We start from the raw sequence: 23235 nt of genomic DNA, 5'->3' as shown, positions 1-23235 counted from the left end.
AGGCCCCAAAAACCAACTTTCACATGAAGAATATCCGCGCCATCGAAACCTATCTCCCAGCATGGCAGGCAGGCAAAGAAAAGCGCAAGCAAGAGCAAGCGGCCCGCAAGGCCGAGGATGACAAACGCCGTCAAGAACGGCTCCAGTCAGAGTATGAGAGCTTTTGCCAGTCACAGCACTTCAACTACATGGAAGCCGCTTCACAAGCCGAACGCACCGAAATCAAGCGCCTGGCCGAAGAGCATGCCGTCAGCAAAAACTATGAGCCTGGCCACCCCATGTACCGCATCACCGTGCGCCTGGCCGAGAAGACCATTCTTGCCAAACGCTGCAACTTGCCCACCATTGAACAGTGGCTGGCCACACGCCACTGACCTTCACAATTCCCCTGAAAAAGTTATCCACAGCCTCCTTTTTTTGGTGAGGGCTTTGAGGAAAGAACTGCGCCCAAAGTGAGGGCTTTGAGGAAAGGGAATGAGGGCTTTGAGGAAAGAAAGTGAGGGCTTTGAGGAAAAAATTACCCTCAAAGCCCTCACCTATTTTCCTTATAAATCAAGGACTTAATGGAAAACTGGCAACACGTCTAATTGTTCTTTAATTGTCTTCTCAAGAAAACACACCACGCGCCAGATCGTTGGGCGTTGATGTGTGTGTTTTTTTGAAGACCAAACAGCCAAAACCCGGTGACCACCAGCCTGCGCTTCGCGCTCCCAATCAGGAGCAGGGGAGGGCAGGCAGTGGTCATCATTATTTTTGGCCAACGGCCAGCATGGTGACTGTTTCCATCCACTCGGTGCACGACCGGGGGAGACCGGGACTGCACGCTTTCAAGGAAAGCGACCATGCCAATCAACAGACACCCGGCCTGGGGTGAATTCGTCAAAGCCTTCAACACCATTGCACGACACCGGCACCGCTACGAAGTCTTTCGAGACTTTGTTGTCATGAGCGCCGCCGCCCTGCACAACGCCATCCGCAAGGATGAAAAACTCGAAGCCGAATACCTGGCTGTCGCCGCACGGTACAAGCGCGATGAATTGAGTGAGTTTTCAGCGCTGCTGGCCAAACTGGTGCTGCTGCTGGAAACGGAACCCCGCGACGTGCTCGGGCCGCTGTACATGGAACTGGAGCTGGGCAACACCAACACAGGCCAATTCTTTACGCCGCATGAAGTCTCAGAGCTAATGGCCCGCGTCACCTACGGCGACGAACTCAAGTCCTTGGACAAACCGTTTATCACCGTGTGCGAACCCGCCTGCGGTGCAGGCGGTATGGTGCTGGCCTTTGTGAATGTCATGCTGTCGCATGGCCACAATCCAGCGCAGCGGCTATGGGTGCAGGCACAAGACATCGACCGCACGGCAGCCCTCATGTGCTATCTACAAATGGCGCTGTGGCATATTCCCGGCGTGGTCATTGTCGGCAACACCCTGGCCATGGAAGCCCGTGAAGTTTGGTACACGCCAGCCCACTATTTGGGCTTTTGGCACCACCGGCTTGAACGTGAATGGGGGAGGGCGGAAGGTCAAACCGACGACACAGGCGACCGTCCCACCGTGCAAGATGAGCCGCGGTCGGAGCCTATCAATCACCCCATACGGGATGAAGGCAGGCCGCTGATTCTGTCCATTCCCAAAGGACAATCGAGCTTTGATTTTTAACCACTGTGCTCTTTAAGTCGGACGTCCGACATTTTTACCGCCCGCAATATGGGCGGTTTTTTCTTGGGCGGGGAGGGCGCGCACGGGTGGCAAGAAAGCGGGGCGCTTACTTGCTTTCTGGTGGATGTCCGTGACCGGCCATCGGTGGCGACCTGGGCGCTTTCACAGAAAATGCCCACGTCGCGGGGCTCCCGAGTTCACTCCCCACATAGGGGAGTGCCACTTTTTACGGGAAGGCCCGTAAAATAAAGGGTTGTGGCGGGGTTGTCGGGGGTATGCACCCCCGACTTCCCGCAATTTCCTAACGGACTAACGGGACTGGTCAGGTCAACAAAGTAGGCCCTGCCTGCGCCAATTCCGGGAAGTCGGGGCTGCTCAAATTTTTTTAGTCCGCTATCGCTCCCTAAAAATTTGGCCCCCGACAACCCCGCCACGAACCCGTGTTGAGGAACTCGTTTATGACGAGTTTCCGGCGGGCTTTTTCGCCGTGGGGCTTCGCCCTTTTAAAGTGGCGCACAGCGCCCCTTTCGACCTTGGTGCGCGGTTTACTCCAAAACCTACACCAAGACGGCGCTACGGCCCTTTTTTGCCCCTTTGGGGCATGGTGGAGCGGCCAAGGCAGGCCGCGCTTTTGATGGAGGGGGGATGCAATGCCGCTCACGCATGGAAATGACATCATGCTGGGAGTCGATGCCCGCAATCGACCGATACGCATGAGCGCCGAGCAACGTGCCAAGCACCTGTATGTTGTGGGCGGCACCGGCATGGGCAAATCCCGCTTGCTCACCTCACTCATTCAGCAAGACATTGACCAGTGGCTGATGAGCCGCAGCGGCCTCATGCTGATTGACCTGCACGGCGAGCTGTACCAGCAGGTCATGGGCTGGCTTACGGAAGAGCGGATCTTGTACCGTGACCGCCCCATTGTGCCCATCGACCTGACGCAGCCGCAGCACGTCGTGGGCTATAACTTGTTGCGGCCACGGCAAGGGCCTTCTTCGACATCCATTGATGCACTGGTGGAAGCCATTGCCTACGCCCAGGGACAAGACAGTGCCCAGGAGACGCCACGATTCAAGCGCCTGGCCGGTGCCGCGCTGCATGCCCTGGCTGCAAACGGCATGGGCATCACCGAGATTTTCGACGTGCTGGCACCAGAAAACCGCGCACTGCGTGAGCGCCTGGTGCAGCAACTTCCCCGCAGTGTGGGCGAGGGTTTGCGCTGGCTGGATTCGCTGCCCGCCAAGGAGCAGGGCGGCGCGATTGAATCGACCCTCAACCGTGTCTCGCAGTTTTTGAATAACCCCAACATCGAGCGCATGCTGGGGCAAACAGCGTCCAGCTTTGACTTTCTCACGGCCATGGAAGAGGGCGCCATTGTGTTGGTGAACCTGGCCAGCGTTGGCAACCACATGAGCCGCCCGGATGCCCGCATGATGGCCACGCTGCTTTTGGCCGACGTGTGGACAGCGGCCAGCGAGCGAGGCAAGAGCAAAGTTCGCGGGCAGTCCCCCAAGCCGTTTTATTTGTACCTGGACGAGTTCCAGCACTTCATCACGCCGACCATTGCCGAGAATCTGGACGAAGCCCGAGGCTTCGGCCTGCACCTGACGTTGGCCAACCAGTTCCCCAGCCAGCTTTCTGGTGAAGGTGTGCGAGGTCAGAGGCTTTTGAGTTCCGTGCGCAGCAATATTTTGAGCAAGGTGGTCATGGGCTTGCCTGACCCCGATGAGTACATGCCGCTGGCCAAATGGCTTTTCACCGGCGAGGTGGACACGTACAAGGTCAAGCATGAAATCCACACCAGGGCGGTGATTGGTGAAAGAGAAACGACCCGCACGGTCATTACCACGGGAGAAAGCCAGACCGATACGGAGGGCGGCGGCGAAACTGAGAGCACGGGGACAAGCTCAGGCGGGGCGGCCAACCGCGGCATAGCAAAAGCCCATAGCTATGGCGAATTCCGAGATGACGACGAACGGTATTCATTCATCGAGCAAGGCAACCCGGAAGACCAGCCCGCAAGATGGAGCAAGACCGAAACCGAAAGTGATGGCAAGAGCGACACCTGGGGGGAAAGTGAAGGCAGCTCCAGCACGAGCAACTGGAGCACAGCGCGGGGCACATCGCGCAGTGTGGCCGTGACCCCGTTCATGGAGCGTGAATGGGACACCCAACTCAGCAGCCGTACCTATCAAAGCGTGGATGAGCAGATTTTTGAAATGGGGCAGCGGATTTTCAGGCTCCAACCACGCCAGGCCATCATTCGCTTGCAGGGCGATTTGCGTTCATGCGGCATGACCACCTTGCCGGTGCCCGATGCGTTTGTCAGCCCGTCCACCCAAGAGACGTTTCGTCTTCGGTGTTTGCAGCGGCTGGGCTTTGTGCTGCCCCAGGAGCAGGCGCAGGCGGCGATTGAGGCCCGCAGAAATTGGGCGGAGAAATTGATAGCACCACCCCAGGAAGAGCCGCAGGAGTTCACCAACCGGCGCAGGATGAAGCCCCGTGAAGAGTGAGGCATCAAGCGCCACTGTCGGACGTCCGACAAAACCACGCCTGGCCATGTTTGGCAAAACAAGGCTTGCCTTGATAGAGTGAATTCATGCCCGAGAAAAAAACAAACAAAAGCGGCAGCGCCGCCCCGGTCATTGAATTCCAGCCGCGAGACTTCGAGCTGCTGCGCGGACTCTTTGAGTCCCGCCTCATGACGCAGGAACAGGCCACCCGTCTGTACTTTGACGGTAAGACCGAAGCCGCGAAAAAGCGTCTGCAAAAACTCAAAGCGCTGCGCCTCATTGCCGAGCGCGAGCGGCGTGTCTATCACCCCGCCATTCTGTACCTCACCAAGCGTGGTTTTGACTGCCTGGCAGCGCATGGCAAGCTGGGCGGCTATCCGCGCATGGCCTGGCACCAGCTTGAGAAGCGGGCGCAGGTGTCAGAGCTGACCCTGAGCCATGAAATTGATGTGATGCAAGTGAAGGCGGCGCTTTCCGTGGCGCTTCGCGCCACAGGCCGCTTTGCCATTGCCGAGTTCTCGACCTGGCCGATGCTGTACCAGTTCAAGGCTAGTAAGCCACGGCAGGCCGGGCACTATGGCAGCGGTGACATGGTGGTAAAGCCGGACGGCTATCTGAGGCTGCATGAGCCAGTGCGACTGCCTGACGGTAGCGCAAGCGATGAATACGACGAGCACCTGTTTTTTTTGGAAGTTGACCGTTCGACCGAATCACAGGAGACGCTGGCCCTCAAGGCGCACGGCTACCGCGATTATTTCCAGCGGGGCGGCTTGGCGCTGCGCTATGGCTACAAGGCCGAGGACTACAAGAGCTTTGGCTTCCGGGTCTTGATGGTGTTTCGCAATGCCGAGCGGCGCAATAACTGCGCCGAAACGCTGCTGCGCATGAACCCGCCTGTGCTTACCCAGGTGTGGCTGGCCACCCAGGAGGATGTTTTGCGCGACCCGTTGGGCGCGGTGTGGATGCGGCCCCAGGACTACCGCGACGCGACCGCAGGCAGTGCCTTTGATGTGTCCAGGCCCGTGAAGGGCGTGTACAGGCGTAGGCCGGAGCGTGAGGAGTGGGTAGCGGCTAAAGTTGAAAAACACATGTTGGTGAAGTTTTGAAAAAAGTTGAAATGATGGTAAAATTTTTTCTTTACATGTTCAAAGGAGTGTCAAATGGCTATCAGTCCCGGAAAAGTAACAGAAAAAATCCAAACTTATATGCAAAAAAATAGCCTTACAAACATGGCTGTTCCGTGGTCAGACTTCTATGATTTGGCGGAGAGAGGCTCAATCAGAGATGCGTTTCTAAATGAGTTGTCCACTGCAATGAAAGAGAAGGGGTTGCTTGTCTCATACGGGAAAGCAGTGGTTTCTATTGGTATGGACTATGCTCCACCAAACATCAAGCACGACTTCAAAAAAACGTCATGAACCGAAGTTCATGACGTGAAGGCCCTCAGAAGGGCATGAGTTTTTTGAGTTCGCCTTCGGTGAAGTCCGTGGGCTGTCGCCCATCGGCGATCACCAGGCGAACCAGGCGCGACGTGGCCAGCATGGCCAGCGTGTCTTTGGCGCACTTGACCCCTGCGGGGTCTCCATCGGCGAAGTACCAGATGCGCCCCTTGGGTTTGCTGCGCTCCAGGATGAGCTGCGCTTGCGTGTCGGAGCAGGCCGACCCCATGAGGCCCACCACGGCCTGATAGCCGTGCTGCCACAGCCACCACAGTGCGGTGAAGCCTTCGACCACCACCAGGTCACTGACGGGCTTGGCAATGGCGTGGCCGTGGTACAGGAATTCGCTTTTGTGGAACTCGTAGCGGATGCCTTTGGCTTCGCGCACCCCAGGGAACTTATAACGCGGGTTTTGGGCGTTGATGGTGTTGTCGTCCACCACCCGCCCCGCATAGCCGATGAGGATGCCAGAGGTATCGAGCAGCGGTATGGCCACCCGGTCTTTCATGAGGCCGCGCTGACATGCACCCAGGCCAAAGTGGGCGATGGTTTCAGGGGTGAAGCCACGCGATGGCAGGTAGGGGTGTTCCGGGTCAAGGTCTTTCAGTTCAAACTCCAGAGCGGCATTCACCACAACCGGCAAGGCCGGTTTCGTGTCGGTGCCGGGTTTGTCTTCACCCATGGGGGCCGGTTCTTTGGTTGCTGGTGGAGGCGGTGCTGATGGTTTGGCGGTGCTTTCTTTGTCGGGTTTGCTGGTTTGAATCCCGAAGCGCTGCGCGAGCTTCAAGGCCGTTTTGCGGAAGTCCGCGCCATCGGTCGGGTCAAGCCCATCCATGAGCGCGGTGAACTCGATGAGGTTGCCGCTGATGCCACAGGAGAAGCATTGAAAAATGCCACGCTCCAGGTGCGCCGAAAACGACGGTGAACGACGTGCCTCACTGCCTTTGTGCTGGGGCAAGGGGCAATACCCCATGGCCTGGCCACCGGCTTTTTCTGTGAGTTTGATTTGGTAGTCGGTCAGGATGTCCCGAAAGGACAGACGCTGCCGCAGTTCTTTGAAGTTGAGATAGCTGGCCACGAAATACTCCATTGCAAAAATGAACAAAGCCATGCCGACGGCATGGGCTGTATTCAGAAAAGCAAATGGAGGGCATGCCTGTCAAACCGGGCCTGTGGAAAACTCAGCCTTGACAGAATTTTGTGGTGTGATTTACTGGTATGAGAGGGCGCACTGTCGCCCGTCCTGGACGGTGTGGGGAGTTTGAGCGTGGTGCTTGAACTTCCCTACTTTTCAGGAGACGAAAATGGCTCTAATAAATGATGCCTTCGGAACATTCGGAGCGCTTGAAAGTTTGCGCGGCCCGCTGCGCGAAGAGTTTCAGCGCAAGTATGCCGAGACAATCATGGCTGATATGCAGACCAAGATGCAGTTGGAAAATGAGCGCCTGGCGCTCATTAACGAAGACTGGAGAAACAAAAATGAAGCAGAGCGCATCCGTCTTGCTGCGGAGTTGCTCAAACTCCAAGGCTCGACGGGAAACAGTTCTTTAAAGCAGAAACCACTACATGTTGTTAATGGTTGATGCACCCCCGCACATTGTGCGGGGTTTTTATTTTGAGGTTGGAGTATCGCGCAGTGCCTTCACGGCTCTTGCATATCCATCAAGAACGATGGATATTTCATTTGAATCCTCAGTCAATCCTCTGTCGATAAAAATTTTCACGTCTGCATCTTTCTTGTCCAACAATGCCAGAAGAGCTGCATTTTTCTCCGCAGGGGTCATGAGTTTTGGTGCGGGTGGTGGTAAGTCTTGTGCCTTTTTTAGTGCCTGTGCTTGCCGTGCTAATTCAGCAGCGTCTTCATCCGCTGCTTTTTGCAACTTTCTTTCGGCTTCTCGTTTTTTCAAAAGCGCTTCAGTCCTGCGCTCAGCGAGTGCGGCGTCTTTTTCGAGATTTGCAGTCTTTTCTTCTTCGGTCAATTCAATTACAGAGACCTCTCGGACATCGACGACATCAATGACTTGAGGTGCAGGATTCTCAATGACTGCGAGTGCGCGCTCCATCTCTTGATTTTTTTGACGGAGGTGTGCCTGAATACTTCTTTCGAGAGAAACCTTCTCTTTGTGTTTGTCGTAGAAAAAATAAGAAATCCCAGCAACAGCAGAAACTGATGCAATCCCCCAAAAAATAGGCGACTTGAAAAGGTAATCCAATGCCATTACCAATACAACAATAACGCCAATGATGAGCAGAAAGACGTGCATTATTTTTGGAGTTTTTCTAATGTAATCGTTGCTCGACGGGAGTTAGATGATATGCGGATACGCTCTATTTCTTTGAGTATAATTTGAGCGCGAGTTGGTTGTTTACCAATAAATCTAAGAGCAAATTTAAGAAGAATCCAAATTGCTATTGAAATTAATATGAGCGTGGTGCCATTGTTGACGCTGTAGCCAATCATGATGGCTATGAACACCACTATGCTGGTGATTGCAAGTCGTTGACTTTCAAAAAATAGGGCGGCACCAAAGACTACTCCTGCGAGAAGTAGTCCTGAAAAGAATAAGGCGATGAATGAAGGGCTATTCATGCTTCAAAAAAATGTTTTTCACATACAAGATGAAGCTCCCAATACTTGTTTGAGGACTTGTTATTCGCAAGTCTCTCAATTCTTTCAAGGCTTCAACATACCATTTTTGCTCTTCTGGGAGTAGGTATTTTTCTATGTCACCATACGCTTCAAATAACAATGATCTTTCAAAAAAACCATCAATCTCATTGATTCTGCTCAGTTCTTTTGTGGCGATGTCGAAGGTTTTTTTGATGTCACGGTATTGAACCCAGTAGAGAGTTGTCTGAGGAGTTTCGTCTATCCACTTTTTCGACTTTTCATAATTTTCTAGTTGGATAGCCTTGTATGCGTCAGCCCGAGGATTGGCAAAAGCATCCCGCAGCGGCATGAGTGGGTGTGGCTGGTTGTTCAACGAATCATCCATTTTTTAATTTTAGCTTCAACGATATTGCGTGGCTTGCAGAACTTCTGTCGTGACAGGCGCACGATGCTTGCCCGCCTGCCGTGGCGGCGGTGTACCGAGGGCAAGGTCTTGCCCCGGAAGGGGCTGCTGTACCCGCCTTCACTGAAAATCTTCACACACACTTGGTAGTTTTCCAAGTTCGTGAATTCGGCGGCCTTGAGTTCGCCGCTGAATTCGCGTTCCAGGGTCTGCGCATCCTGTTCGTTCACTCGAAAGCTGATGATGCTGCCGACGTTGCCAAAGACGGCATCGCGCATTCCCGGCGCGAGCTGGGCGGTGTACTGGTGTGAGAGTGTGAGACAGAGCCGGTACTTGCGAGCTTCGGAGAGGATGCTGGCGAAGCTGTCAGTGGCGAAATTCTGGAACTCGTCGATGTACAGGTTGAAGTCTGGCCGTTCGCTTTCAGGTACGCCCGCACGCTGCATGGCAGCGTGTTCAAACTGTGACACCAAGAGTGCGCCGAGCAGCGCGGCCTTGTCTTCCCCCATCGCGCCCTTGGACAAGTTGGCAATGAAAATGCGGCGCTTGTCCATCACAAAGCGGCAATCGAGCTTGCTGGCCACCTGGCCAAGGATGTTGCGCAGCACGGGCGACATGAGAAGCTGGCCAACTTTGTTTTGCAGTGGCGACACCACTTCAGCCGCCTGGCGGCGGTCAAACTGCATGAACTCCCCCGACCAGTACGCACGCACCACCGGGTCACGCACCTGGTCAATCACCCAATCAAGAAACTTGCCGTCAATGAGCATGCGCTGCATGCCCAAGAGGGTCACGTTTTGGCACTCCATGAGCGCCGCCACGCAGGCGTACAGGATGTATTCGAGCCGAGGCCCCCAGGAGTCGTGCCAGATGTTTTTGAAGGCCGAGACGATGCTGGAGGCCACCAGTGGCCGCTGGTCTTTGTCCACCGGCTTGAGGACATTGAAGGCAATGGGGTGTTCGTAGTCGGTCACGTCGAACACCACCACGTCGTTCATGCGACTGCGCGGAATGTGCTCCAGGATGTCATTGGCCAAGTCCCCGTGGGGGTCAATCAAGCCCACGCCGCGACCGGCGTGAATGTCGGCCAGGATGAGGTTTTTAAGCAGTGTGCTTTTGCCCGTGCCGGTCTTGCCGATGAGGTACAGGTGCTGGCGACGCGCCACCTGGTCTATGCCAAAAGGCGTGAGCTGATTGCCCCAGCCGTAGCGCATCCCTATGGGTGTTTTTTTCTCTGAGCGCATCACCGAAGACAGCCGCCCCGCCACGGGCACATCCCCGCTCAAAAACCCACGTTGATGTGAGCATGGGCAAGCAGACGCACGGCATCGTTTGTGTTTTTAAGAGCCGTGCGGGTCGAGAGCGGCTAGCTTCGAGGATCAATCGCCTGCGGCTATTGAAGCGAGCGCCGCGATTGCATCTTTACAGCATAGCAAGGCAGGCGAAATTTTCCAAATCGAGCGGGCAGAAAAAAGCCGGGGCGTCCCCCGGCCTGTGTGCGTTGAAAGTCCTACATCGGGGAAGGCACATTTTCAATCGCGGACTACCAAAAACCTGACGGTTAGGAGCTGGTGCGTTTTTTTGAAGAACGCGGCTCAGTTATAACAAATGACTTCAAGGTGTTCGATGGCTTCGCCTTCTTTCTCGGCGCACTTTTCACAACGAGTAAGTCTCCTTTCTTGGCGCGAGCAATACGAGCGATGACCGTCGATAACTTCGGGGGTGGTTGTTTTGCCATGATGCCTCCGCAATAGCAATTCGCCTGCGCAGGCTGAACATGAATCTTGCGATTACGACCAGCACCTCAGCCATCCACATGCACGAAAGTTTTCACGCATGAAGCCGACTGGCAGTGATTGTAGGTGAGGCGTTATTTTTTGGCTGCGGGTTTGACCTTGGCTGCGGTTTTCAAGCCCACATGCTCTTCCAAGTCGGCCACAATTTTTTCGCCCTTTTCGTTCACGTACTCGATGAGGGCACGCGGGCGGTTGCCGGTGTCGTCCACCGCTGAAAGCGCGGCACGCAGCGCGAGCGCCTGGCGCAGCAGGTCACTGTCCGACAGGTCGGGGTGAACCTGTTTGAGGGACTCCCACACTTCAAGCCACTGGCCAGCGAGCCGCAGGGTCAGGTGTTCACTTCGATTCGACACAGGTGTGGCAATCCCCGCGAGGCGGCGCAACGACAAAGCCCCCGTACCGAGATTCCCTCCAGGTAGGGGTGTGTTTTGTGGGCCGGGGAGACGTTTTCTTGCCATCCGGCGATTGTAGGCAATGCAGGCTAGATGTGAGACGCATGAACATAAAGAATGCCCCATTCAATGATATCACAAAACACATCACCAAAAGGAAATTTTATGTATGATATCTAGTGTTACATAAATTTTAAGGAGACTGCGATGAACTCACTTTTTGGACGGCTGCCCGTGTTGTGTGCCCTCGCAGCAGCCTTGAGCGCTTGTGCTTCTCACGGTGAGAGTGCCGCGTGGGTGTGCAGTGCCAGCGGCCTCGTGAACTCGCACTACACGGGCGGTAGCACCGCGCTCATTCACCTGCAAGGCTTCAGCTCAGGCGGCAACTATCCGGTGACAAAAAGCGCGGATGGAAACGTGGCCACGGGCACCACGGGGAACGGTACGGCTTTTCAGTGTGTGAAGAAGTCGTAAGGAGGCTCCATGTACAAGAGAGCTGTTGTCCTCATGGGCTTTGTGCTGGCCTGCATCAGTAATGCCCAAGCACAGGGAGGGTTGAACAAGTCCCACGAAGTAATCCCTCCCTTGTCGTCCACCGACACCGTTCAGGCCGAAACTTCACGAACACCCAAAACCACGTGGCTAGGAAAAGTGGAGGGATGGGATAAGTACGAACCACGTAGCTTTACGGTGGCACGTGGAGAGAACGCAGTGCAGACACTGATTGGCCCGGTTCAAGCGAATGCCAAAAATCAAATAGACACGCACTCCTTCATCCATATCGGCTATACGCAGGCAACGGCACCTGAAATTATTTCTACAACGACGACCCGCCCACATGCCCCCCTTGCTCCAGCAATGAAATGGTCATCGCAGGTGACTTATGTTGGGCAGCCAGCTGACTGGTGCAAAAGTGAGTTGAAGATGGTGCTCGACGGCTCCTATGAGGTGGAGCCCGAAGAGTCTTTTGCACTGCGAATCGGTGGTAAAGAAATGTCGCTTCCAGTTCTGCCGGTGGTGCAGCGCGGCACGTGGAAGCGTTGCTACAGCGGCAAAACATACCAACGCTTTCTGTGGTCGCCTGACTTGCAAACAGTGGTGGCCGTCGAGTTCCAAACTTACAACCCGCTCGGGAAATTGCACGAGGCATCGTTTTCTATGCGCGTGAAAGAAGTACAGAGAGGTGAACAGCAATGAAGCAAAAAAACATTTTTACTGCCCTGGTGTGCTGTGGACTGGTGTGCAGCGCCTTTGCCCAAGAAGCAGTGCAAGCAACAACAAGCCCAGCAACCGCCTCACAGGTGAAAGAGGAAAGAGCTAATGTCCCGGCCCCACTGCCAAAGTCGCTGCGTGGACGCTGGAGCAACCCGGCATCGGGTCACAGCGACCTGATTGAAATCGAGGTGCTGGAAATGACCACGCCACGCGACGGCAAGGCACTGGTGACATTCTGGCCGTATTGCCGCAAGAGTGAAACACCGGTGGTGTTTGAACGCAAGCTCAAGGTGTGGCGCTTTACCGCCACCAATTGCTCAGGCAATGCCGACCAAATTCACATGCGTGTGCGCCCTGTCGAAGGTAAGAACCGCATGGAAGGCTGGTATCACGGCGAGAACAGCGGAAGAACGGTGTACTTAGAATGGAAGGAGTGAAGAAGTGAAAGCAATTATCTATTTGTCATTTCTTTTCATGCCCCTTTTGGCACACGCAGATGGAAAATGGCTCGGCAACATTGTTAGCTGCGTAGACCGGGGTGCTGGTCAGAAAAACATGCTGGGTACACCAATTGGCGGCATGAGAGTAACAAGAAAAAATAATTTATCTGCTGCTGAAAGACTAGAGTATAAAAAGCACGGCATAAAACCTGATGATTATTATACAAAGGATGAAACATATTTCAGCCTTGGTGCCGATGGATTCAATCAAGGAAATTTTCCGGGGCGGTGGATTGCAAATGGGACAGGCAGGCCAGAGAAATGCTCCGACCTTTATACAGTGCCTCTCGCAGCCGAGATCAAAAAGCCGCCAGACCCATCTGATAATTATCAAAAAGCACCATCGCTTCAGAGTGCTATGATTTTGATAAATGCATGGATCGAATATGCAAATCAAACAAAACCAATGGCAAAATGGGTCAATGGTTTTAAAGTAACCGCTGGATTCAGCTTACCTTATTGCTCGAAATCAAATTCTCTCAGAGTTGCACATGTGGTATTTGATGATGAGAGGCAGTCTGCCTCTTACAACTCATTGAACGACACAAGCCTACATTCCATACAATGCAAGCCTGATGATAAATCAGACCATTTTGATGCAATCCCTTATGGCTTTGATAAAAATAAATCGGTGGAACTTCCTGGTGTAAGACCATCTTTTTCACCAGAACAGTTAAGAAAAATTAAATTCTTCATGCATGATTTTTGCCGTGACTTTGCACTTCGCTATATTATTGCTGATGGTAAAGAATATGTTTACCATCGGACGCCGCTAACATCCTGTAAAACAAATGGGAAAACTCTGGAAATAGACCTATCGAACGAAAAATATCCCTCATACAAATGATTCTTAAATCCCCCATCCTTTGGATGGCAATATCATGCCTTCTGCTAGCTACACAATCAAATGCAAAGACAAAAAAGGATTTTGCCGTCTATGAATGCGGTCTACATGGCCGCAAAGTGGTTGAAGCATGGCGACGGAACTACAACATCGACGCGCCAATGCAGTCGCTCAAGCAAGAACTACAGACGCGGTATGGCGAGCGGCAGGGGCAAAAAGTTTTCGAGGTGTACAAGGCCGTCACCGCTGAAACCATCGCCTGGACTGAGGCAGGCATGACGCGGGCCTTTGCGGGCTTCACCGTCGCAGAGGCACTGCCTCAACACGAGGCACAACGCTTTGCCGACCGACTCCAGAACAATCCTGTCGAACGAGACAAATGGGTAGAGCGTTTTTTCATCAGCGGCTGGCTTACACAACCCAGCTCAGGCTACGGCAAGGACTACCCGGAGGCGACCTGGCTGTACCGCATGAAGGCGGTACAAGCCACTTGTGCTGCTGCCTTTGTAGGAGCGCCGGACATTGTGGCTGGCCATGAAGGTTTGGGGTATCCGCCCTCCCCTGACCATCCAAGGCTTCAAGTCCCTTTTCCCGTCCAGTAAGGTGTCCACGAATTAGCAAGTACCTCCCCGCCTTTTACTATTGATAAAATATGTTATCGGTAGTAAAATGAGGGTATGAGAAAGAAGGAGCGGAGCATGATTCCGGCACAACAAAATAAGGCCCTTGTCCAGGTGGACGAACGCCGCGCACTGACGGCGGCGCAGTTTCACCAACTGGCCGACGTGCCCGCCGAAGCCGAGTGGTTCGCCAACATCGACAACGCACAGACGCGCCGCGCCTACCGTGGCGACCTGGCCGAGTTCATGGCCTTTGTCGGCATCGAGCGACCGGAAGAATTCCGCATCGTCACCCGCTCCCACGTTATTGCCTGGCGCAAGGCACTCGAAGAACGTGCCCTGTCGGGCGCGACCATCCGGCGCAAGCTGGCCGCACTGTCTTCCCTGTTCGAGTATCTGTGTGAAAAGAACGCGGTGGACTTCAACCCGGTCAAAGGAGCGAAGCGCCCGAAGGTGGAGAGCTACGAAGGCAAGACCCCTGCCCTGGGCGACCACCAGGCGCGGCAGTTGCTGGCCACACCCGACGTGGCCACCCTCAAAGGCAAGCGCGACCGCGCCATCCTGTCGGTGTTCTTATTTCACGGGCTGCGCCGTGAAGAACTGTGCCGCCTGGCAGTGAAAGACATCCACATGCGCCGAGGGGTGCAGCACCTGCGAGTACATGGCAAAGGCGGCAAGCTGCGCAATTTGCCACTGCACCCCGGCACTGCCGAAACGATTGATGAGTACCTGGAGGCCGCTGGCCACAAAGAACAACCAGGTGCGCCACTTTTCAAGCCGGTGCGCGACAACGTGCGCGGCGTGGCCGCTGGCCACGGCATCACCCCTGACGGGGTTTATAAACTGCTGCGCGAGTGTGCAGCCCTGGCCAAGATCGACATCGAAGGGCTAGGGCCGCACAGCCTACGCGCCACCGCAGCAACCAACGCACTCGACCATGAGGCAGACATCGCCAAGGTGCAGGAGTGGCTTGGCCATGCCAACATCGCCACCACCCGCATCTATGACCGCAGACGCATGCGGCCAGAGGATTCACCCACCTTCAAGGTTTCGTACTGACCCAGCAAAAAACCGCGTTTACAGACGCGGTTTTTTGTTTGTCCGAAGCAACCCTCCAGCCAGGCTTCCTCTCTCGCAGTCGGCCAGTCTAGCCCACGCCCTATCGCCGTCAAGCCGCTACGCTTTCCTTGACTGCTTCAGGGCACCCACGGGCTGCCCGCCTCGACGTGCGAGCCTCGTCAGCTCGCGCATCGAAAAATAATCATTACAAATCACTATGGAGATTCACAACCTGCTCCCCCAGGAGCTACGCGCACGACTCCCGCAAATCGGAGCCACAGCAGAGCAAGAAAACCCGCTCGTATTAGCCAAGTTCTTTTTCCCCGACTTCCACTGGACGTGGTACGCCATCGAGTTCGACGGCATCGACACGTTTTATGGGTATGTGGACGGAGACTTTCCCGAGCTGGGTTCTTTCAGCCTGCGCGAGCTACTGGAGACACGGGGCGCGTATGGATGCACCGTTGAGCGTGACTTGTACTTCCAAGACACCCCGCTTCAAGTCATTCAGCAGAAAGCAGAAGCGCGGATTTTTGGATAGCGCGAGCGGCGAAGCGCGTGACCTTGGGAAACCGGGGTCACGGCGCTTTTCGCCGCCTCCCCACACCCACGTGACCTCCCCCTGGAGGATTGCAAAGAACAATTTGAAGAAACACGGGAATTGGTTTTGAAGTTTCTTACGATATCATGTAAGCGCGGTTCCGCTAACCTACTAAAGGAGTGCTTCATGCTCGATACCACTGTTATGTTTGATGGTTGCACCAAGACATCGAACTCCGGCAACATCAGCCCAAGCCTTATGTTTGATGGTTGCACCAAGACATCAAACTCCGGCAACATCAGCCCAAGCCTTATGTTTGATGGTTGCACCAAGACATCAAACTCCGGCAACATCAGCCCGATGCTGCTGAATTGATGGTGATTTAACTAGGAAACATAAAAGAGATCCTGCTTAACGCAGGATTTCTTATTTGCTCTAAAATATGAGCAGGGCCAGAAACTCCGAAAAATAAACCCGTATCCATCATGTGGCTATAGCTAGACTTATCTATTTTCGATACTAGGTCAATGAGCCCAGATGTAACTTTTTTATTTTCTCCTATCGAAGAGAAAATCATTAGCGCATCAATTACCCCAAACACTCCACAACACAAATTAAGTGGCGCTTTTTCTAAATTAGATTCTATTCTTTCTAATATGTAAAGGCATATTTCTGTTGAAGCCGAGTGAAAACTTTCATTGAAAAGGTTGGCTCCAATCTTCGAGAGTACAAGTGCTGCGATTGGCCCACTGCAAACCGCATAATTATTGGTGGTTTCTAGGGCATACATTCCTTTTAGCACAATAAATTCAATAAGCTCGGTACTTCTTTTGCTAATTAAATTCGAATTTAAGAGAGCATAGGCCATTCCTAGTGCACCATGCGCATATCCAATTTCTCTTGGAAACGAATCATCCAAATAATTAGTCAACCATTCGAATTGAGTGCGCTCCAATTCTTTTAATTCCGAATCATAACCATCAGTAGACCTCCTCAACACGGAGGTTGTGAGTAAGTCGCCCGCAGCTCCATGATAAATATCATATTTGTCTTGAATAGTAATTTTTGAAGAATGCAGATAAGACTGATAGTCAATAGAACAAACATTGGTCTTTAAGGCAAGAAATATCGGCAGACCTCGGCCCATGTGGAATCCGCGCAAATGCAATCCACAATCAATTAAGTTTCTGTCAATTAGCTTATTCAATAAGCTCCATTTATTGACAGAGGATACCAACGCGATACCAGGATAGCCATTGGCAAAAGATTCATCAATTTCCTTAAACTCTTTACACCAATTGTGTTGCTGAAATTCGTAAATATTCGTTACTTCATTGACATTCACGCATCTGGAGAGTAATTCTTCACGTGCCGCATTGTCAATTAATTCCATAACCAGCCTCATAAATCTGTCTTTCAATGAAAGATTTATTTTTTCGACAGAATCTAATCATTCCACCAATAGCGTTAAGTATTTCAATTTTGTTCAAAGAGCAACCAATTGATTTATACGTAAAATATGGAATATCCCCTTTCGACATTTGATTTAATTCTTCTTGGTTGAAATCAATGTCAGATGGGGAAAGCAAATTATTAATATAAATTCTTGTTGGTCTAATAATAACTCTAAGTTCCGAAATTTCATGCATTGAAAGGACGTCATCTATAATTCTCATGGATTTTTGAAGAACGTCAGCACCCACTCTAAATCCATGAAAAATATTTTCCAAATATGAATCACAGACTGGATACTTTTCAAACACTGCAGTTAGCCCCTCAGCACCTGAATTCTTTATGCAATCTATCTGTTTACTGCTCACCAGCGGTGAGAAAATATAATTCGAAGGAAAAAAACCTGTTCTTGCCAGAGTACAATAATCAAAATTCAAATCATACTTCGCCTTCTTAAGGTTTAATTCTAATTTATATGGAGAAAGAATTGTTTCGGCATCTATTATGACTGGCCCGCTTGCATTAGTGACGACAACATTTTCATTTCCGATATCAGTTGCAAGCAAGCAAAATAAAATTGCCCCCTTAATTCCATATAAAAAGAAAAAAGTATCGAGATTATTATTGTTTATTTTTTCTTCTTTTATGTAGTCATAAATAGAAAATTGTGCTGAGTTCAATAATGGCTTATTTGTTGTTACTTTTATACCAATTTCCCCTAAAACGTATTCCTCTATATCAGCAAGAATCTGCTCACCAACACCCTGTCTTGGCTTAACTACATATCCTTTGCTTTCTTCATCTAAGAACAATAAAACCTTTTTTCCATGATGCCTGTCTCCGACCTCTGAGATTTTGAAATTCTCTACACCTTTACCAGACAGTTCACCAACAGTAAAACTTGCCGTCTCCATAAAATTAAAATCAGAGTCGTTCATGTTAACTGTTTCTACAAATATTTCTCTCTTCCTGAGATAGCTTATTTCCTGATAAATCAGGACTCATTATTCCTCGTTTGTCTAATGTATGCTCCAACCCGAGGACATGCCCTAGCTCATGCGCTAGAACTCTTTCTATTGTCTTACTGCTAGCGTTCGGCGATATAGTCACTGTCGAACTTCTCCACTTTCCAAGTATTGTTTGATTTGATGTAGCTCCAAGTTTTCCGGCGGGAAGAGCGCCGAACGAAACACTCACAGCCCCAGGACTTTCCTTTGGAAAATTCATCTCATCAATAAGCGAAATCGAAAAAACAACCACACAGTTTTGATACCAATACACGGCAGCACGTCCAAGCGCCTCATAAAAAACACCCAAGTCAAACGGACTGCCATTTGAATAATAATGAATACTAATGTTTCTTTGTGCCGCATATGACATGTTGCAAAACAGTAGCAGAAATGCTAATAAGATTTTCATCAAACAACAATTACCAAAACTCTTATTACGCCGCCAACAGCAGCACTACCTGCTGCTCCGACACCACTAGCCGCACCAACAGCAGCAGCAGGGCCCGCAGCCGCCAGCGCAGCGGCTCCACCGACAAGAATTAGTCCACTGTAAAGCATTACAACAGCTACGGCGCCAGTCGCAAGAACAACCGCAGCAGTACCAATCATTTCACCTGCGGTCATTGGCCTTGATGGAAGAGGTCTACGCTTTGTTATTTGGCCATTAACAACACTTCCATACCACACACCCGTACTATCTTTAAAATAGAATTCCCCTACCGGATCTTTCCCCTTAAAAGTCCCAGCTATTACGTTTCCATTGGCTTTTCTAAGCACCCCATATTTAAAACCTTCTCTATCAAAACTACCCTCAAATGTATCGCCATTCGGCATTGACAACACACCAGTAATAAATTTACCGTTGTCAATACGACCTTTAAAAATACCTCTTTTATCAGTAAAAACACCACCATTTTGTGGGGCATGTAAAACACCATTGTTTACTTGCCCGGTGTATCGAGCTGTAGGGTTATTTTCTGTCCCCCATACAGCCAATCCAAGTCCCTGTGCGACACCATTTCTGCAATCTTTATTCCAGTAAGATGTGGCGTTAGTGTTTGGGCTATTTTCTGGTAGATATACGGAACACTCACGCAACCTGATGGTTGTCGGCGTATCGTCTTTGGCAGACTGTGGGCTGGACGCATATTGAACGGGTGAGGTTGAACAGCCAGTAAGAGAAAAAGAAATCGCAGTGACTATTGCTGTGACCGAGTTTGCGAGTTTTTTACTTTTCATCATTCGCACCTTTCAATATTCGCCTATCCAAGTCATCCATATTTGCAGGAACTTCAATAGTCTTTGGCCCACTTGGTATTGGAAGTTGCCGCTTGGCATCTTCTATAACAATCTCCTGTTGTCGTTCAGCCTCTATTTTTGCTTTTTGTGCCTCCTCTTGAGCATTAGAAGCATTTTGTGGGATGACTGGCTCTGACTCTGCGGACTTATTACATCCAGCAAAAAACTGTATTAGAAGACAAAACAAAGCCACTAAGAATATCTTTCGGTTTAGTGCTTTGCTCATCTCCAGCCCTTTCATTTTCTCGCCGAGATGCTCTCTGCGAGCAAATCTAAAGTTTTCTTAATCGAGATAAGTTTTTCAACCTCGTGGGGGGAAGCCACGCCCTTCAATGCTTCTAATGACTTCACTGCAATCCATAGTGCCCGCTCCGCTTTTTGAAACGGTGTGTCGGGCTGCTTTTCGTCTTTTACCGGCTCACCTGTTTTGCGGGCACGGGCAGCGCGTACAGAGGTTTCTCCTTTGGTCTTCAAAGCATCCCAGGCCGACCACATGGCTTCGGTTTCCATGCGGGCAAGCTCAACCAGGAAGGACTTTGAAGCTATGTCGGACGTCCGACATTGGGCTTTGATGGCTTCCGGCAGCTTGAGCAGTGAAAGCAATTCCGTGACGGTGTTGCGAGCCTTACCGATAACTTTAGCGGCGTCTTCCTGGGTGTAGCCGTGGGTTTCCATGAGTCTGCCGAGTGATTCGGCCAGCTCCATCGGGCGCAGGTTTTCACGCTGCACGTTTTCGATGATGGCCACTTCGTCAGTGTCGCCCTCCGTGATAACGGCGGCAATTGTTGGGCGTGAAAGCAACTGGTGGGCGCGGAAGCGGCGCTCCCCAGCCACGATCATGTAGCGCTCACCCTCCAGGACTTTCACAAGTACGGGCTGGAGCAAGCCTTTGGCTTCGATGGACTGTGCCAGTTCCATCAAGGCTGATTCGTCAAAGAATTTGCGCGGCTGGTCAGGGTTCGCCTCTACCTGCTGAATGTCCAGCTCAATGATGCGCGGCAAATCTGCACTCGCCCCGAACATATCGGCGCGAATCTTGGCACTCATTGGTGTCTTATTTTTGGGAGGCATGGAGTTCAATCAATTTTTGGGCTACGACCTTGTATTGCTCAATTCCTGGCGAATCAGGGAAGAGTTCGAGCGCGGCCTTGGATTCAACATTGGCTTTGTCAAACACCGTCGAACGGTTGACCGGCTCAAAGACTTCGACGCGCCTCGATGCGACCGATGCGCGGAGTTCTTGGAGAGCTTCGGCATCGTGGGCGGCACGGGCATTGAACAGTGTGGGCAGGATGCCGATGATTTTGAGGCCCGTGTTGGCACGGCGGCGTACGTTTTCAATCGTCTCCATGAGCAGCGGAATGCCCATGATGGAGAGGTAATCCGTCTTGCACGGAATTACCACGGCATTCGAGGCTGTGAGTGCGTTCACCGTCAGCAGTGACAGCGTGGGTGGGCAGTCAATCAGGATGAAGTCAAAGCGGTCACGCAGTGACGCGATTTTTTCCTTGAGCACCGTGGCCACACCAAAGGGCGATACCAATTCAGTCTCAGCGTTGGCCAAGCGAATGCTGGCCGGAATGAGCGACGGCGCACCATCAATGATGAGCGCATCGAGCGGCGCATCTTTGACCAGGCCGAAATAAAAGGTCTTGCCCGTGGCATCCAGCTCACGCAGGCGGCGCGGGTCAAGTCCATGCACGATGGACAGCGAACTTTGTGGGTCACTGTCGATAACAAGCACACGCTTGCCCGCCTCGACTAAGGCGCGAGCCAGGTTCACGGTGCTGGTGGTTTTGCCGACGCCTCCCTTCTGGTTGGCGACGGAGATAATTGTTGCTTGCATGGTTGTATCATAGCATCCATTTGACTTTTTGTGAATACTGCGTAATACTATACGCATACTATGAGGAAAGAAAACATGCCAACCCCACACTATCAGCGCTTTGCTATCAGCATTCCTGCGCCGATGGCAACACAAATTGAAGAGGTCTGCAAGGTCGAAGGCCGCAACCGCTCGGAGTTTTTCCGTGAAGCGGTTCGCTTCTACATGAACGCCGGTCGCGCACCACAGCCGCCTCAATTTGTCATGCCAACCAACGAAGAAGAGCGTAAGGACAACCCTTTCCGCCTTTTCGCCGAGTGGAACTCGGAAGCCGATGCCGCCTATGACTCCCTCCGCTAAACGCTCTATGTCCTATTACCGCAGTTGGGACATCGTGGTAGTCCCCTTCCCTTTCACTGACCAAAAGACCAACAAAGTCCGCCCTGCCGTCATCGTTTCGACGGATGCCCTGCGACAGCGCAACGGCAAATACATCGTGGCCATGATTACCAACGCCACGAACGCCGCTCAGTATGGTGATGTTTCCATCAGTGAATTGAGTGCTGCCGGGTTGCCCATTGCATCCGTGGTTCGAGCCAGCAAGGTGGCGGTGATTGAAGACGCTGACGTTCACAAGCGCGTCGGAACGCTTCCCACCGCCGATAGGAAGCTGGTGGCCGAGCAACTTCGGGAGTACCTGGCCATCGACTGAATGAGCCACACACCAAAAATGTCGGACGTCCGACATAGCCACACCATGAGCACAGACCGCCCTCCCCTCCCCCATGCTGCACAACCTCTCAGCGATGCGGACATGACTCGCCTAGCCGAGCTTGTCGAGCAAGGCCCCGAGTTTGTAGCCGTGCGGTCTGTTTCGGAAGACGTGGATGCACTCGCTGGCGAGTGCATCGCGTAATCCACCCATCACTTTTATGACCCCTACCCTCCCCCACAACCCGGAAGCAGAAAGCGAAGCGACTGCTATCAAAGCCCTCAGCAAGCCTGACCCGCTGCTTGAGGAGCTTCAGGTTGTCCGGCTGGAAGGGCGTTATTTTTGTTTCGACCGGCATGAAGCCAAAAACCGCCAAGGGGTGCTCCAGTACCGTGACGGCAATCGTGGCCTGGTGATCGAGGTTTCACCCCGCTATGGCCACCCGTCAGTGCTGGCATATAAGGTTTTGCAGGCGGTTTTTCGCAAGGTCACGCTGGAGGGCAAGCCCTACCCTGACACGGTTTCGTTTTCCTACCGTGAGCTGTCCCGCATGATTGGGCGCGACGTGTTTGGAGGGCGCGACTCTCAGCAGCTTTACGATGCCATCCGGCAACTTGAAGACACCAAAATCGAGCTGTACCTGTACGACAAGGACGGAAAGGAGTTTCGTTCTTTCCGCTTCAACCTGGTCATTTCCAGCGGGTTCATTGGCAGTGGTGAAGTCACCGGGCCAACACGCATCAAAGCCGCCGCCCTCACCCTGCATCCCGTCATCATGGACAGCATGCGCCGTGGGCACTTTGCGATTTTCAACTGGGCACGACTGGAGCAGATGGAGCCGCTTTCTGCGGCCCTGTACAAGCGCCTGTACCTGCACTTTTCAAACCTCTACGAAGAGCAGTACGACCGCCGCAGCCTCAAATTCGAGAAGGACTATGAGGCCTTGTGTCAGGAGTGGCTGGGAGGTTTGAAGCCGGAACGCTACAAGTCACGCATCATGAAACAACTTGGCAACCACCTGGCACTGCTGCGAGAAAGCGGGCTGGTGCGCTTTGCCACCATCGAGGACAAAAGCGGCAGCAACGGGTTCAAACTGGTGTTCAGGCCCGGCAACAGCTTCTTTGAAGACTATGCCGCCTTCTATCAAGGCAACAAGGCACGGGTGCTGCAATTTCAACACGCAGCCGACCAAGCCGACATCAAGGGGCCGATTGATTCTGTCGCCCACTTCTACAAAAAGCTGCACAAGGTGGACACCCTGGACGGCAAAATTTTTGCCGAGAAGGACATCGAGTTTGCGAAGCGCCTGATTGAATCGATTGGCACCGAAGGCTTCACCG

30 protein-coding genes are annotated in these 23235 nt (G+C 52.4%); 17 read left to right on the top strand and 13 right to left on the bottom strand.

Going from position 1 to position 23235, the window contains the following annotated elements:
- From ACIQ39_RS10520 to ACIQ39_RS10500, 5 genes are all read left to right on the top strand, one after another.
- Positions 1 to 374, top strand: a 374-nt coding sequence (locus tag ACIQ39_RS10520; RefSeq protein ID WP_396434553.1) for a hypothetical protein, incomplete at its 5' end; no start/stop codon positions are given.
- A 468-nt stretch (positions 375 to 842) separates the two neighbouring features.
- Positions 843 to 1661, top strand: a complete 819-nt coding sequence (locus tag ACIQ39_RS10515; protein ID WP_396434552.1) for an N-6 DNA methylase — start codon at positions 843 to 845, stop codon at positions 1659 to 1661.
- 677 nt (positions 1662 to 2338) lie between these two features.
- Positions 2339 to 4177: a type IV secretory system conjugative DNA transfer family protein gene (locus ACIQ39_RS10510; protein ID WP_396434551.1), complete on the top strand. Its 1839-nt coding sequence runs from the start codon at positions 2339 to 2341 to the stop codon at positions 4175 to 4177.
- A gap of 86 nt (positions 4178 to 4263) precedes the next feature.
- Positions 4264 to 5283: a replication-relaxation family protein gene (locus ACIQ39_RS10505; RefSeq protein WP_396434550.1), complete on the top strand. Its 1020-nt coding sequence runs from the start codon at positions 4264 to 4266 to the stop codon at positions 5281 to 5283.
- A gap of 54 nt (positions 5284 to 5337) precedes the next feature.
- Positions 5338 to 5595 carry a hypothetical protein gene (locus tag ACIQ39_RS10500; protein WP_396434549.1) on the top strand — a complete coding sequence of 86 codons (258 nt, stop codon included), beginning with the start codon at positions 5338 to 5340 and terminating at the stop codon, positions 5593 to 5595.
- Positions 5596 to 5620: 25 nt separating this feature from the next.
- Here ACIQ39_RS10500 and ACIQ39_RS10495 read toward each other — a convergent pair whose 3' ends face one another.
- A complete protein-coding gene (locus tag ACIQ39_RS10495; protein WP_396434548.1) occupies positions 5621 to 6694 on the bottom strand; it encodes a CHC2 zinc finger domain-containing protein in 1074 nt (357 codons plus the stop codon).
- Between the two features lie 196 nt (positions 6695 to 6890).
- Between ACIQ39_RS10495 and ACIQ39_RS10490 the strand changes: the two genes are divergently transcribed.
- Positions 6891 to 7199: a hypothetical protein gene (locus ACIQ39_RS10490; protein WP_396434547.1), complete on the top strand. Its 309-nt coding sequence runs from the start codon at positions 6891 to 6893 to the stop codon at positions 7197 to 7199.
- 27 nt (positions 7200 to 7226) lie between these two features.
- Here the strand turns inward: ACIQ39_RS10490 and ACIQ39_RS10485 are convergent, their stop codons facing one another.
- The 5 genes from ACIQ39_RS10485 to ACIQ39_RS10465 form a co-directional block, all read right to left on the bottom strand.
- On the bottom strand, positions 7227 to 7880 hold the full coding sequence (locus tag ACIQ39_RS10485; RefSeq protein ID WP_396434546.1) for a hypothetical protein: 654 nt from the start codon (positions 7878 to 7880) through the stop codon (positions 7227 to 7229).
- Positions 7880 to 8206 carry a hypothetical protein gene (locus tag ACIQ39_RS10480; protein ID WP_396434545.1) on the bottom strand — a complete coding sequence of 109 codons (327 nt, stop codon included), beginning with the start codon at positions 8204 to 8206 and terminating at the stop codon, positions 7880 to 7882. Before ACIQ39_RS10480 ends, ACIQ39_RS10485 begins: the two co-directional genes overlap by 1 nt.
- The gene (locus ACIQ39_RS10475) at positions 8199 to 8612 is read right to left on the bottom strand and encodes a hypothetical protein (protein WP_396434544.1); all 414 of its coding nucleotides are present in this window, start codon (positions 8610 to 8612) and stop codon (positions 8199 to 8201) included. The genes ACIQ39_RS10480 and ACIQ39_RS10475 overlap by 8 nt, the downstream gene beginning before the upstream one ends.
- Positions 8597 to 9898: a type IV secretory system conjugative DNA transfer family protein gene (locus ACIQ39_RS10470; RefSeq protein WP_396434543.1), complete on the bottom strand. Its 1302-nt coding sequence runs from the start codon at positions 9896 to 9898 to the stop codon at positions 8597 to 8599. Before ACIQ39_RS10470 ends, ACIQ39_RS10475 begins: the two co-directional genes overlap by 16 nt.
- Before the next feature lie 602 nt (positions 9899 to 10500).
- A complete protein-coding gene (locus tag ACIQ39_RS10465) occupies positions 10501 to 10779 on the bottom strand; it encodes a hypothetical protein (RefSeq protein ID WP_396434542.1) in 279 nt (92 codons plus the stop codon).
- A 246-nt stretch (positions 10780 to 11025) separates the two neighbouring features.
- On the opposite strand from ACIQ39_RS10465, the gene ACIQ39_RS10460 reads away from it, so the two are divergent.
- From ACIQ39_RS10460 to ACIQ39_RS10425, 8 genes are all read left to right on the top strand, one after another.
- Positions 11026 to 11292, top strand: coding sequence for a hypothetical protein (locus ACIQ39_RS10460; protein ID WP_396434541.1), 267 nt, complete (start codon positions 11026 to 11028; stop codon positions 11290 to 11292).
- A gap of 9 nt (positions 11293 to 11301) precedes the next feature.
- The gene (locus ACIQ39_RS10455; protein ID WP_396434540.1) at positions 11302 to 12015 is read left to right on the top strand and encodes a hypothetical protein; all 714 of its coding nucleotides are present in this window, start codon (positions 11302 to 11304) and stop codon (positions 12013 to 12015) included.
- Positions 12012 to 12470, top strand: coding sequence for a hypothetical protein (locus ACIQ39_RS10450; protein ID WP_396434539.1), 459 nt, complete (start codon positions 12012 to 12014; stop codon positions 12468 to 12470). The genes ACIQ39_RS10455 and ACIQ39_RS10450 overlap by 4 nt, the downstream gene beginning before the upstream one ends.
- A gap of 4 nt (positions 12471 to 12474) precedes the next feature.
- The gene (locus tag ACIQ39_RS10445) at positions 12475 to 13380 is read left to right on the top strand and encodes a hypothetical protein (protein ID WP_396434538.1); all 906 of its coding nucleotides are present in this window, start codon (positions 12475 to 12477) and stop codon (positions 13378 to 13380) included.
- Positions 13377 to 13979 (top strand): hypothetical protein, encoded by a 603-nt coding sequence (locus tag ACIQ39_RS10440; RefSeq protein WP_396434537.1) that lies wholly within the window; start codon positions 13377 to 13379, stop codon positions 13977 to 13979. The genes ACIQ39_RS10445 and ACIQ39_RS10440 overlap by 4 nt, the downstream gene beginning before the upstream one ends.
- Before the next feature lie 96 nt (positions 13980 to 14075).
- The gene (locus ACIQ39_RS10435; protein ID WP_396434536.1) at positions 14076 to 15056 is read left to right on the top strand and encodes a tyrosine-type recombinase/integrase; all 981 of its coding nucleotides are present in this window, start codon (positions 14076 to 14078) and stop codon (positions 15054 to 15056) included.
- Between the two features lie 217 nt (positions 15057 to 15273).
- Entirely contained in the window at positions 15274 to 15597 is a 324-nt protein-coding gene (locus ACIQ39_RS10430) for a DUF2958 domain-containing protein (RefSeq protein WP_396434535.1), read from the top strand.
- A 186-nt stretch (positions 15598 to 15783) separates the two neighbouring features.
- Positions 15784 to 15972, top strand: coding sequence for a hypothetical protein (locus ACIQ39_RS10425; RefSeq protein ID WP_396434534.1), 189 nt, complete (start codon positions 15784 to 15786; stop codon positions 15970 to 15972).
- A gap of 7 nt (positions 15973 to 15979) precedes the next feature.
- Here ACIQ39_RS10425 and ACIQ39_RS10420 read toward each other — a convergent pair whose 3' ends face one another.
- The 7 genes from ACIQ39_RS10420 to ACIQ39_RS10390 are packed head-to-tail and all read right to left on the bottom strand — an operon-like array spanning position 15980 to position 21204.
- Complete coding sequence (locus tag ACIQ39_RS10420; RefSeq protein ID WP_396434533.1) at positions 15980 to 16990, bottom strand: lanthionine synthetase LanC family protein; 1011 nt, start codon at positions 16988 to 16990, stop codon at positions 15980 to 15982.
- Positions 16977 to 17987 carry a DUF4135 domain-containing protein gene (locus tag ACIQ39_RS10415; RefSeq protein ID WP_396434532.1) on the bottom strand — a complete coding sequence of 337 codons (1011 nt, stop codon included), beginning with the start codon at positions 17985 to 17987 and terminating at the stop codon, positions 16977 to 16979. Before ACIQ39_RS10415 ends, ACIQ39_RS10420 begins: the two co-directional genes overlap by 14 nt.
- A gap of 1 nt (position 17988) precedes the next feature.
- Entirely contained in the window at positions 17989 to 18468 is a 480-nt protein-coding gene (locus tag ACIQ39_RS10410) for a matrixin family metalloprotease (protein ID WP_396434531.1), read from the bottom strand.
- A complete protein-coding gene (locus ACIQ39_RS10405; RefSeq protein ID WP_396434530.1) occupies positions 18468 to 19301 on the bottom strand; it encodes a hypothetical protein in 834 nt (277 codons plus the stop codon). The genes ACIQ39_RS10410 and ACIQ39_RS10405 overlap by 1 nt, the downstream gene beginning before the upstream one ends.
- On the bottom strand, positions 19288 to 19584 hold the full coding sequence (locus ACIQ39_RS10400) for a hypothetical protein (protein ID WP_396434529.1): 297 nt from the start codon (positions 19582 to 19584) through the stop codon (positions 19288 to 19290). The genes ACIQ39_RS10405 and ACIQ39_RS10400 overlap by 14 nt, the downstream gene beginning before the upstream one ends.
- A gap of 11 nt (positions 19585 to 19595) precedes the next feature.
- Positions 19596 to 20405: a ParB/RepB/Spo0J family partition protein gene (locus tag ACIQ39_RS10395; RefSeq protein ID WP_396434528.1), complete on the bottom strand. Its 810-nt coding sequence runs from the start codon at positions 20403 to 20405 to the stop codon at positions 19596 to 19598.
- A 7-nt stretch (positions 20406 to 20412) separates the two neighbouring features.
- Positions 20413 to 21204 carry a ParA family protein gene (locus ACIQ39_RS10390; RefSeq protein ID WP_396434527.1) on the bottom strand — a complete coding sequence of 264 codons (792 nt, stop codon included), beginning with the start codon at positions 21202 to 21204 and terminating at the stop codon, positions 20413 to 20415.
- 75 nt (positions 21205 to 21279) lie between these two features.
- On the opposite strand from ACIQ39_RS10390, the gene ACIQ39_RS10385 reads away from it, so the two are divergent.
- The 3 genes from ACIQ39_RS10385 to ACIQ39_RS10375 all read left to right on the top strand — a co-directional run.
- Positions 21280 to 21543 (top strand): CopG family ribbon-helix-helix protein, encoded by a 264-nt coding sequence (locus ACIQ39_RS10385; protein ID WP_157673216.1) that lies wholly within the window; start codon positions 21280 to 21282, stop codon positions 21541 to 21543.
- Positions 21544 to 21550: 7 nt separating this feature from the next.
- The gene (locus tag ACIQ39_RS10380; RefSeq protein WP_396434526.1) at positions 21551 to 21895 is read left to right on the top strand and encodes a type II toxin-antitoxin system PemK/MazF family toxin; all 345 of its coding nucleotides are present in this window, start codon (positions 21551 to 21553) and stop codon (positions 21893 to 21895) included.
- A gap of 175 nt (positions 21896 to 22070) precedes the next feature.
- On the top strand, positions 22071 to 23235 hold a 1165-nt coding region (locus tag ACIQ39_RS10375), incomplete at its 3' end, for a hypothetical protein (protein WP_396434525.1).

This window comes from Limnohabitans sp. (assembly GCF_044361645.1).
Taxonomy (GTDB): Bacteria; Pseudomonadota; Gammaproteobacteria; order Burkholderiales; family Burkholderiaceae_C; genus Limnohabitans_A.
The sequence above is the reverse complement of the archived record's forward strand: the minus strand, read 5'-3'. Positions and strand labels throughout refer to the sequence as shown.

Bases quoted from the DNA above. Each gene is read 5' to 3' on its own strand.
- ACIQ39_RS10420 (WP_396434533.1), bottom strand. From the start codon at position 16,990: ATGGAATTAATTGACAATGCGGCACGTGAAGAATTACTCTCCAGATGC.
- ACIQ39_RS10455 (WP_396434540.1), top strand. From the start codon at position 11,302: ATGTACAAGAGAGCTGTTGTCCTCATGGGCTTTGTGCTGGCCTGCATC.
- ACIQ39_RS10480 (WP_396434545.1), bottom strand. From the start codon at position 8,206: ATGAATAGCCCTTCATTCATCGCCTTATTCTTTTCAGGACTACTTCTC.
- ACIQ39_RS10410 (WP_396434531.1), bottom strand. From the start codon at position 18,468: ATGAAAATCTTATTAGCATTTCTGCTACTGTTTTGCAACATGTCATAT.
- ACIQ39_RS10500 (WP_396434549.1), top strand. From the start codon at position 5,338: ATGGCTATCAGTCCCGGAAAAGTAACAGAAAAAATCCAAACTTATATG.
- ACIQ39_RS10385 (WP_157673216.1), top strand. From the start codon at position 21,280: ATGCCAACCCCACACTATCAGCGCTTTGCTATCAGCATTCCTGCGCCG.
- ACIQ39_RS10450 (WP_396434539.1), top strand. From the start codon at position 12,012: ATGAAGCAAAAAAACATTTTTACTGCCCTGGTGTGCTGTGGACTGGTG.
- ACIQ39_RS10380 (WP_396434526.1), top strand. From the start codon at position 21,551: ATGTCCTATTACCGCAGTTGGGACATCGTGGTAGTCCCCTTCCCTTTC.
- ACIQ39_RS10460 (WP_396434541.1), top strand. From the start codon at position 11,026: ATGAACTCACTTTTTGGACGGCTGCCCGTGTTGTGTGCCCTCGCAGCA.
- ACIQ39_RS10440 (WP_396434537.1), top strand. From the start codon at position 13,377: ATGATTCTTAAATCCCCCATCCTTTGGATGGCAATATCATGCCTTCTG.
- ACIQ39_RS10510 (WP_396434551.1), top strand. From the start codon at position 2,339: ATGCTGGGAGTCGATGCCCGCAATCGACCGATACGCATGAGCGCCGAG.
- ACIQ39_RS10505 (WP_396434550.1), top strand. From the start codon at position 4,264: ATGCCCGAGAAAAAAACAAACAAAAGCGGCAGCGCCGCCCCGGTCATT.
- ACIQ39_RS10415 (WP_396434532.1), bottom strand. From the start codon at position 17,987: ATGAACGACTCTGATTTTAATTTTATGGAGACGGCAAGTTTTACTGTT.
- ACIQ39_RS10390 (WP_396434527.1), bottom strand. From the start codon at position 21,204: ATGCAAGCAACAATTATCTCCGTCGCCAACCAGAAGGGAGGCGTCGGC.
- ACIQ39_RS10515 (WP_396434552.1), top strand. From the start codon at position 843: ATGCCAATCAACAGACACCCGGCCTGGGGTGAATTCGTCAAAGCCTTC.
- ACIQ39_RS10430 (WP_396434535.1), top strand. From the start codon at position 15,274: ATGGAGATTCACAACCTGCTCCCCCAGGAGCTACGCGCACGACTCCCG.
- ACIQ39_RS10405 (WP_396434530.1), bottom strand. From the start codon at position 19,301: ATGATGAAAAGTAAAAAACTCGCAAACTCGGTCACAGCAATAGTCACT.
- ACIQ39_RS10475 (WP_396434544.1), bottom strand. From the start codon at position 8,612: ATGGATGATTCGTTGAACAACCAGCCACACCCACTCATGCCGCTGCGG.
- ACIQ39_RS10435 (WP_396434536.1), top strand. From the start codon at position 14,076: ATGATTCCGGCACAACAAAATAAGGCCCTTGTCCAGGTGGACGAACGC.
- ACIQ39_RS10425 (WP_396434534.1), top strand. From the start codon at position 15,784: ATGCTCGATACCACTGTTATGTTTGATGGTTGCACCAAGACATCGAAC.
- ACIQ39_RS10485 (WP_396434546.1), bottom strand. From the start codon at position 7,880: ATGCACGTCTTTCTGCTCATCATTGGCGTTATTGTTGTATTGGTAATG.
- ACIQ39_RS10400 (WP_396434529.1), bottom strand. From the start codon at position 19,584: ATGAGCAAAGCACTAAACCGAAAGATATTCTTAGTGGCTTTGTTTTGT.
- ACIQ39_RS10395 (WP_396434528.1), bottom strand. From the start codon at position 20,405: ATGAGTGCCAAGATTCGCGCCGATATGTTCGGGGCGAGTGCAGATTTG.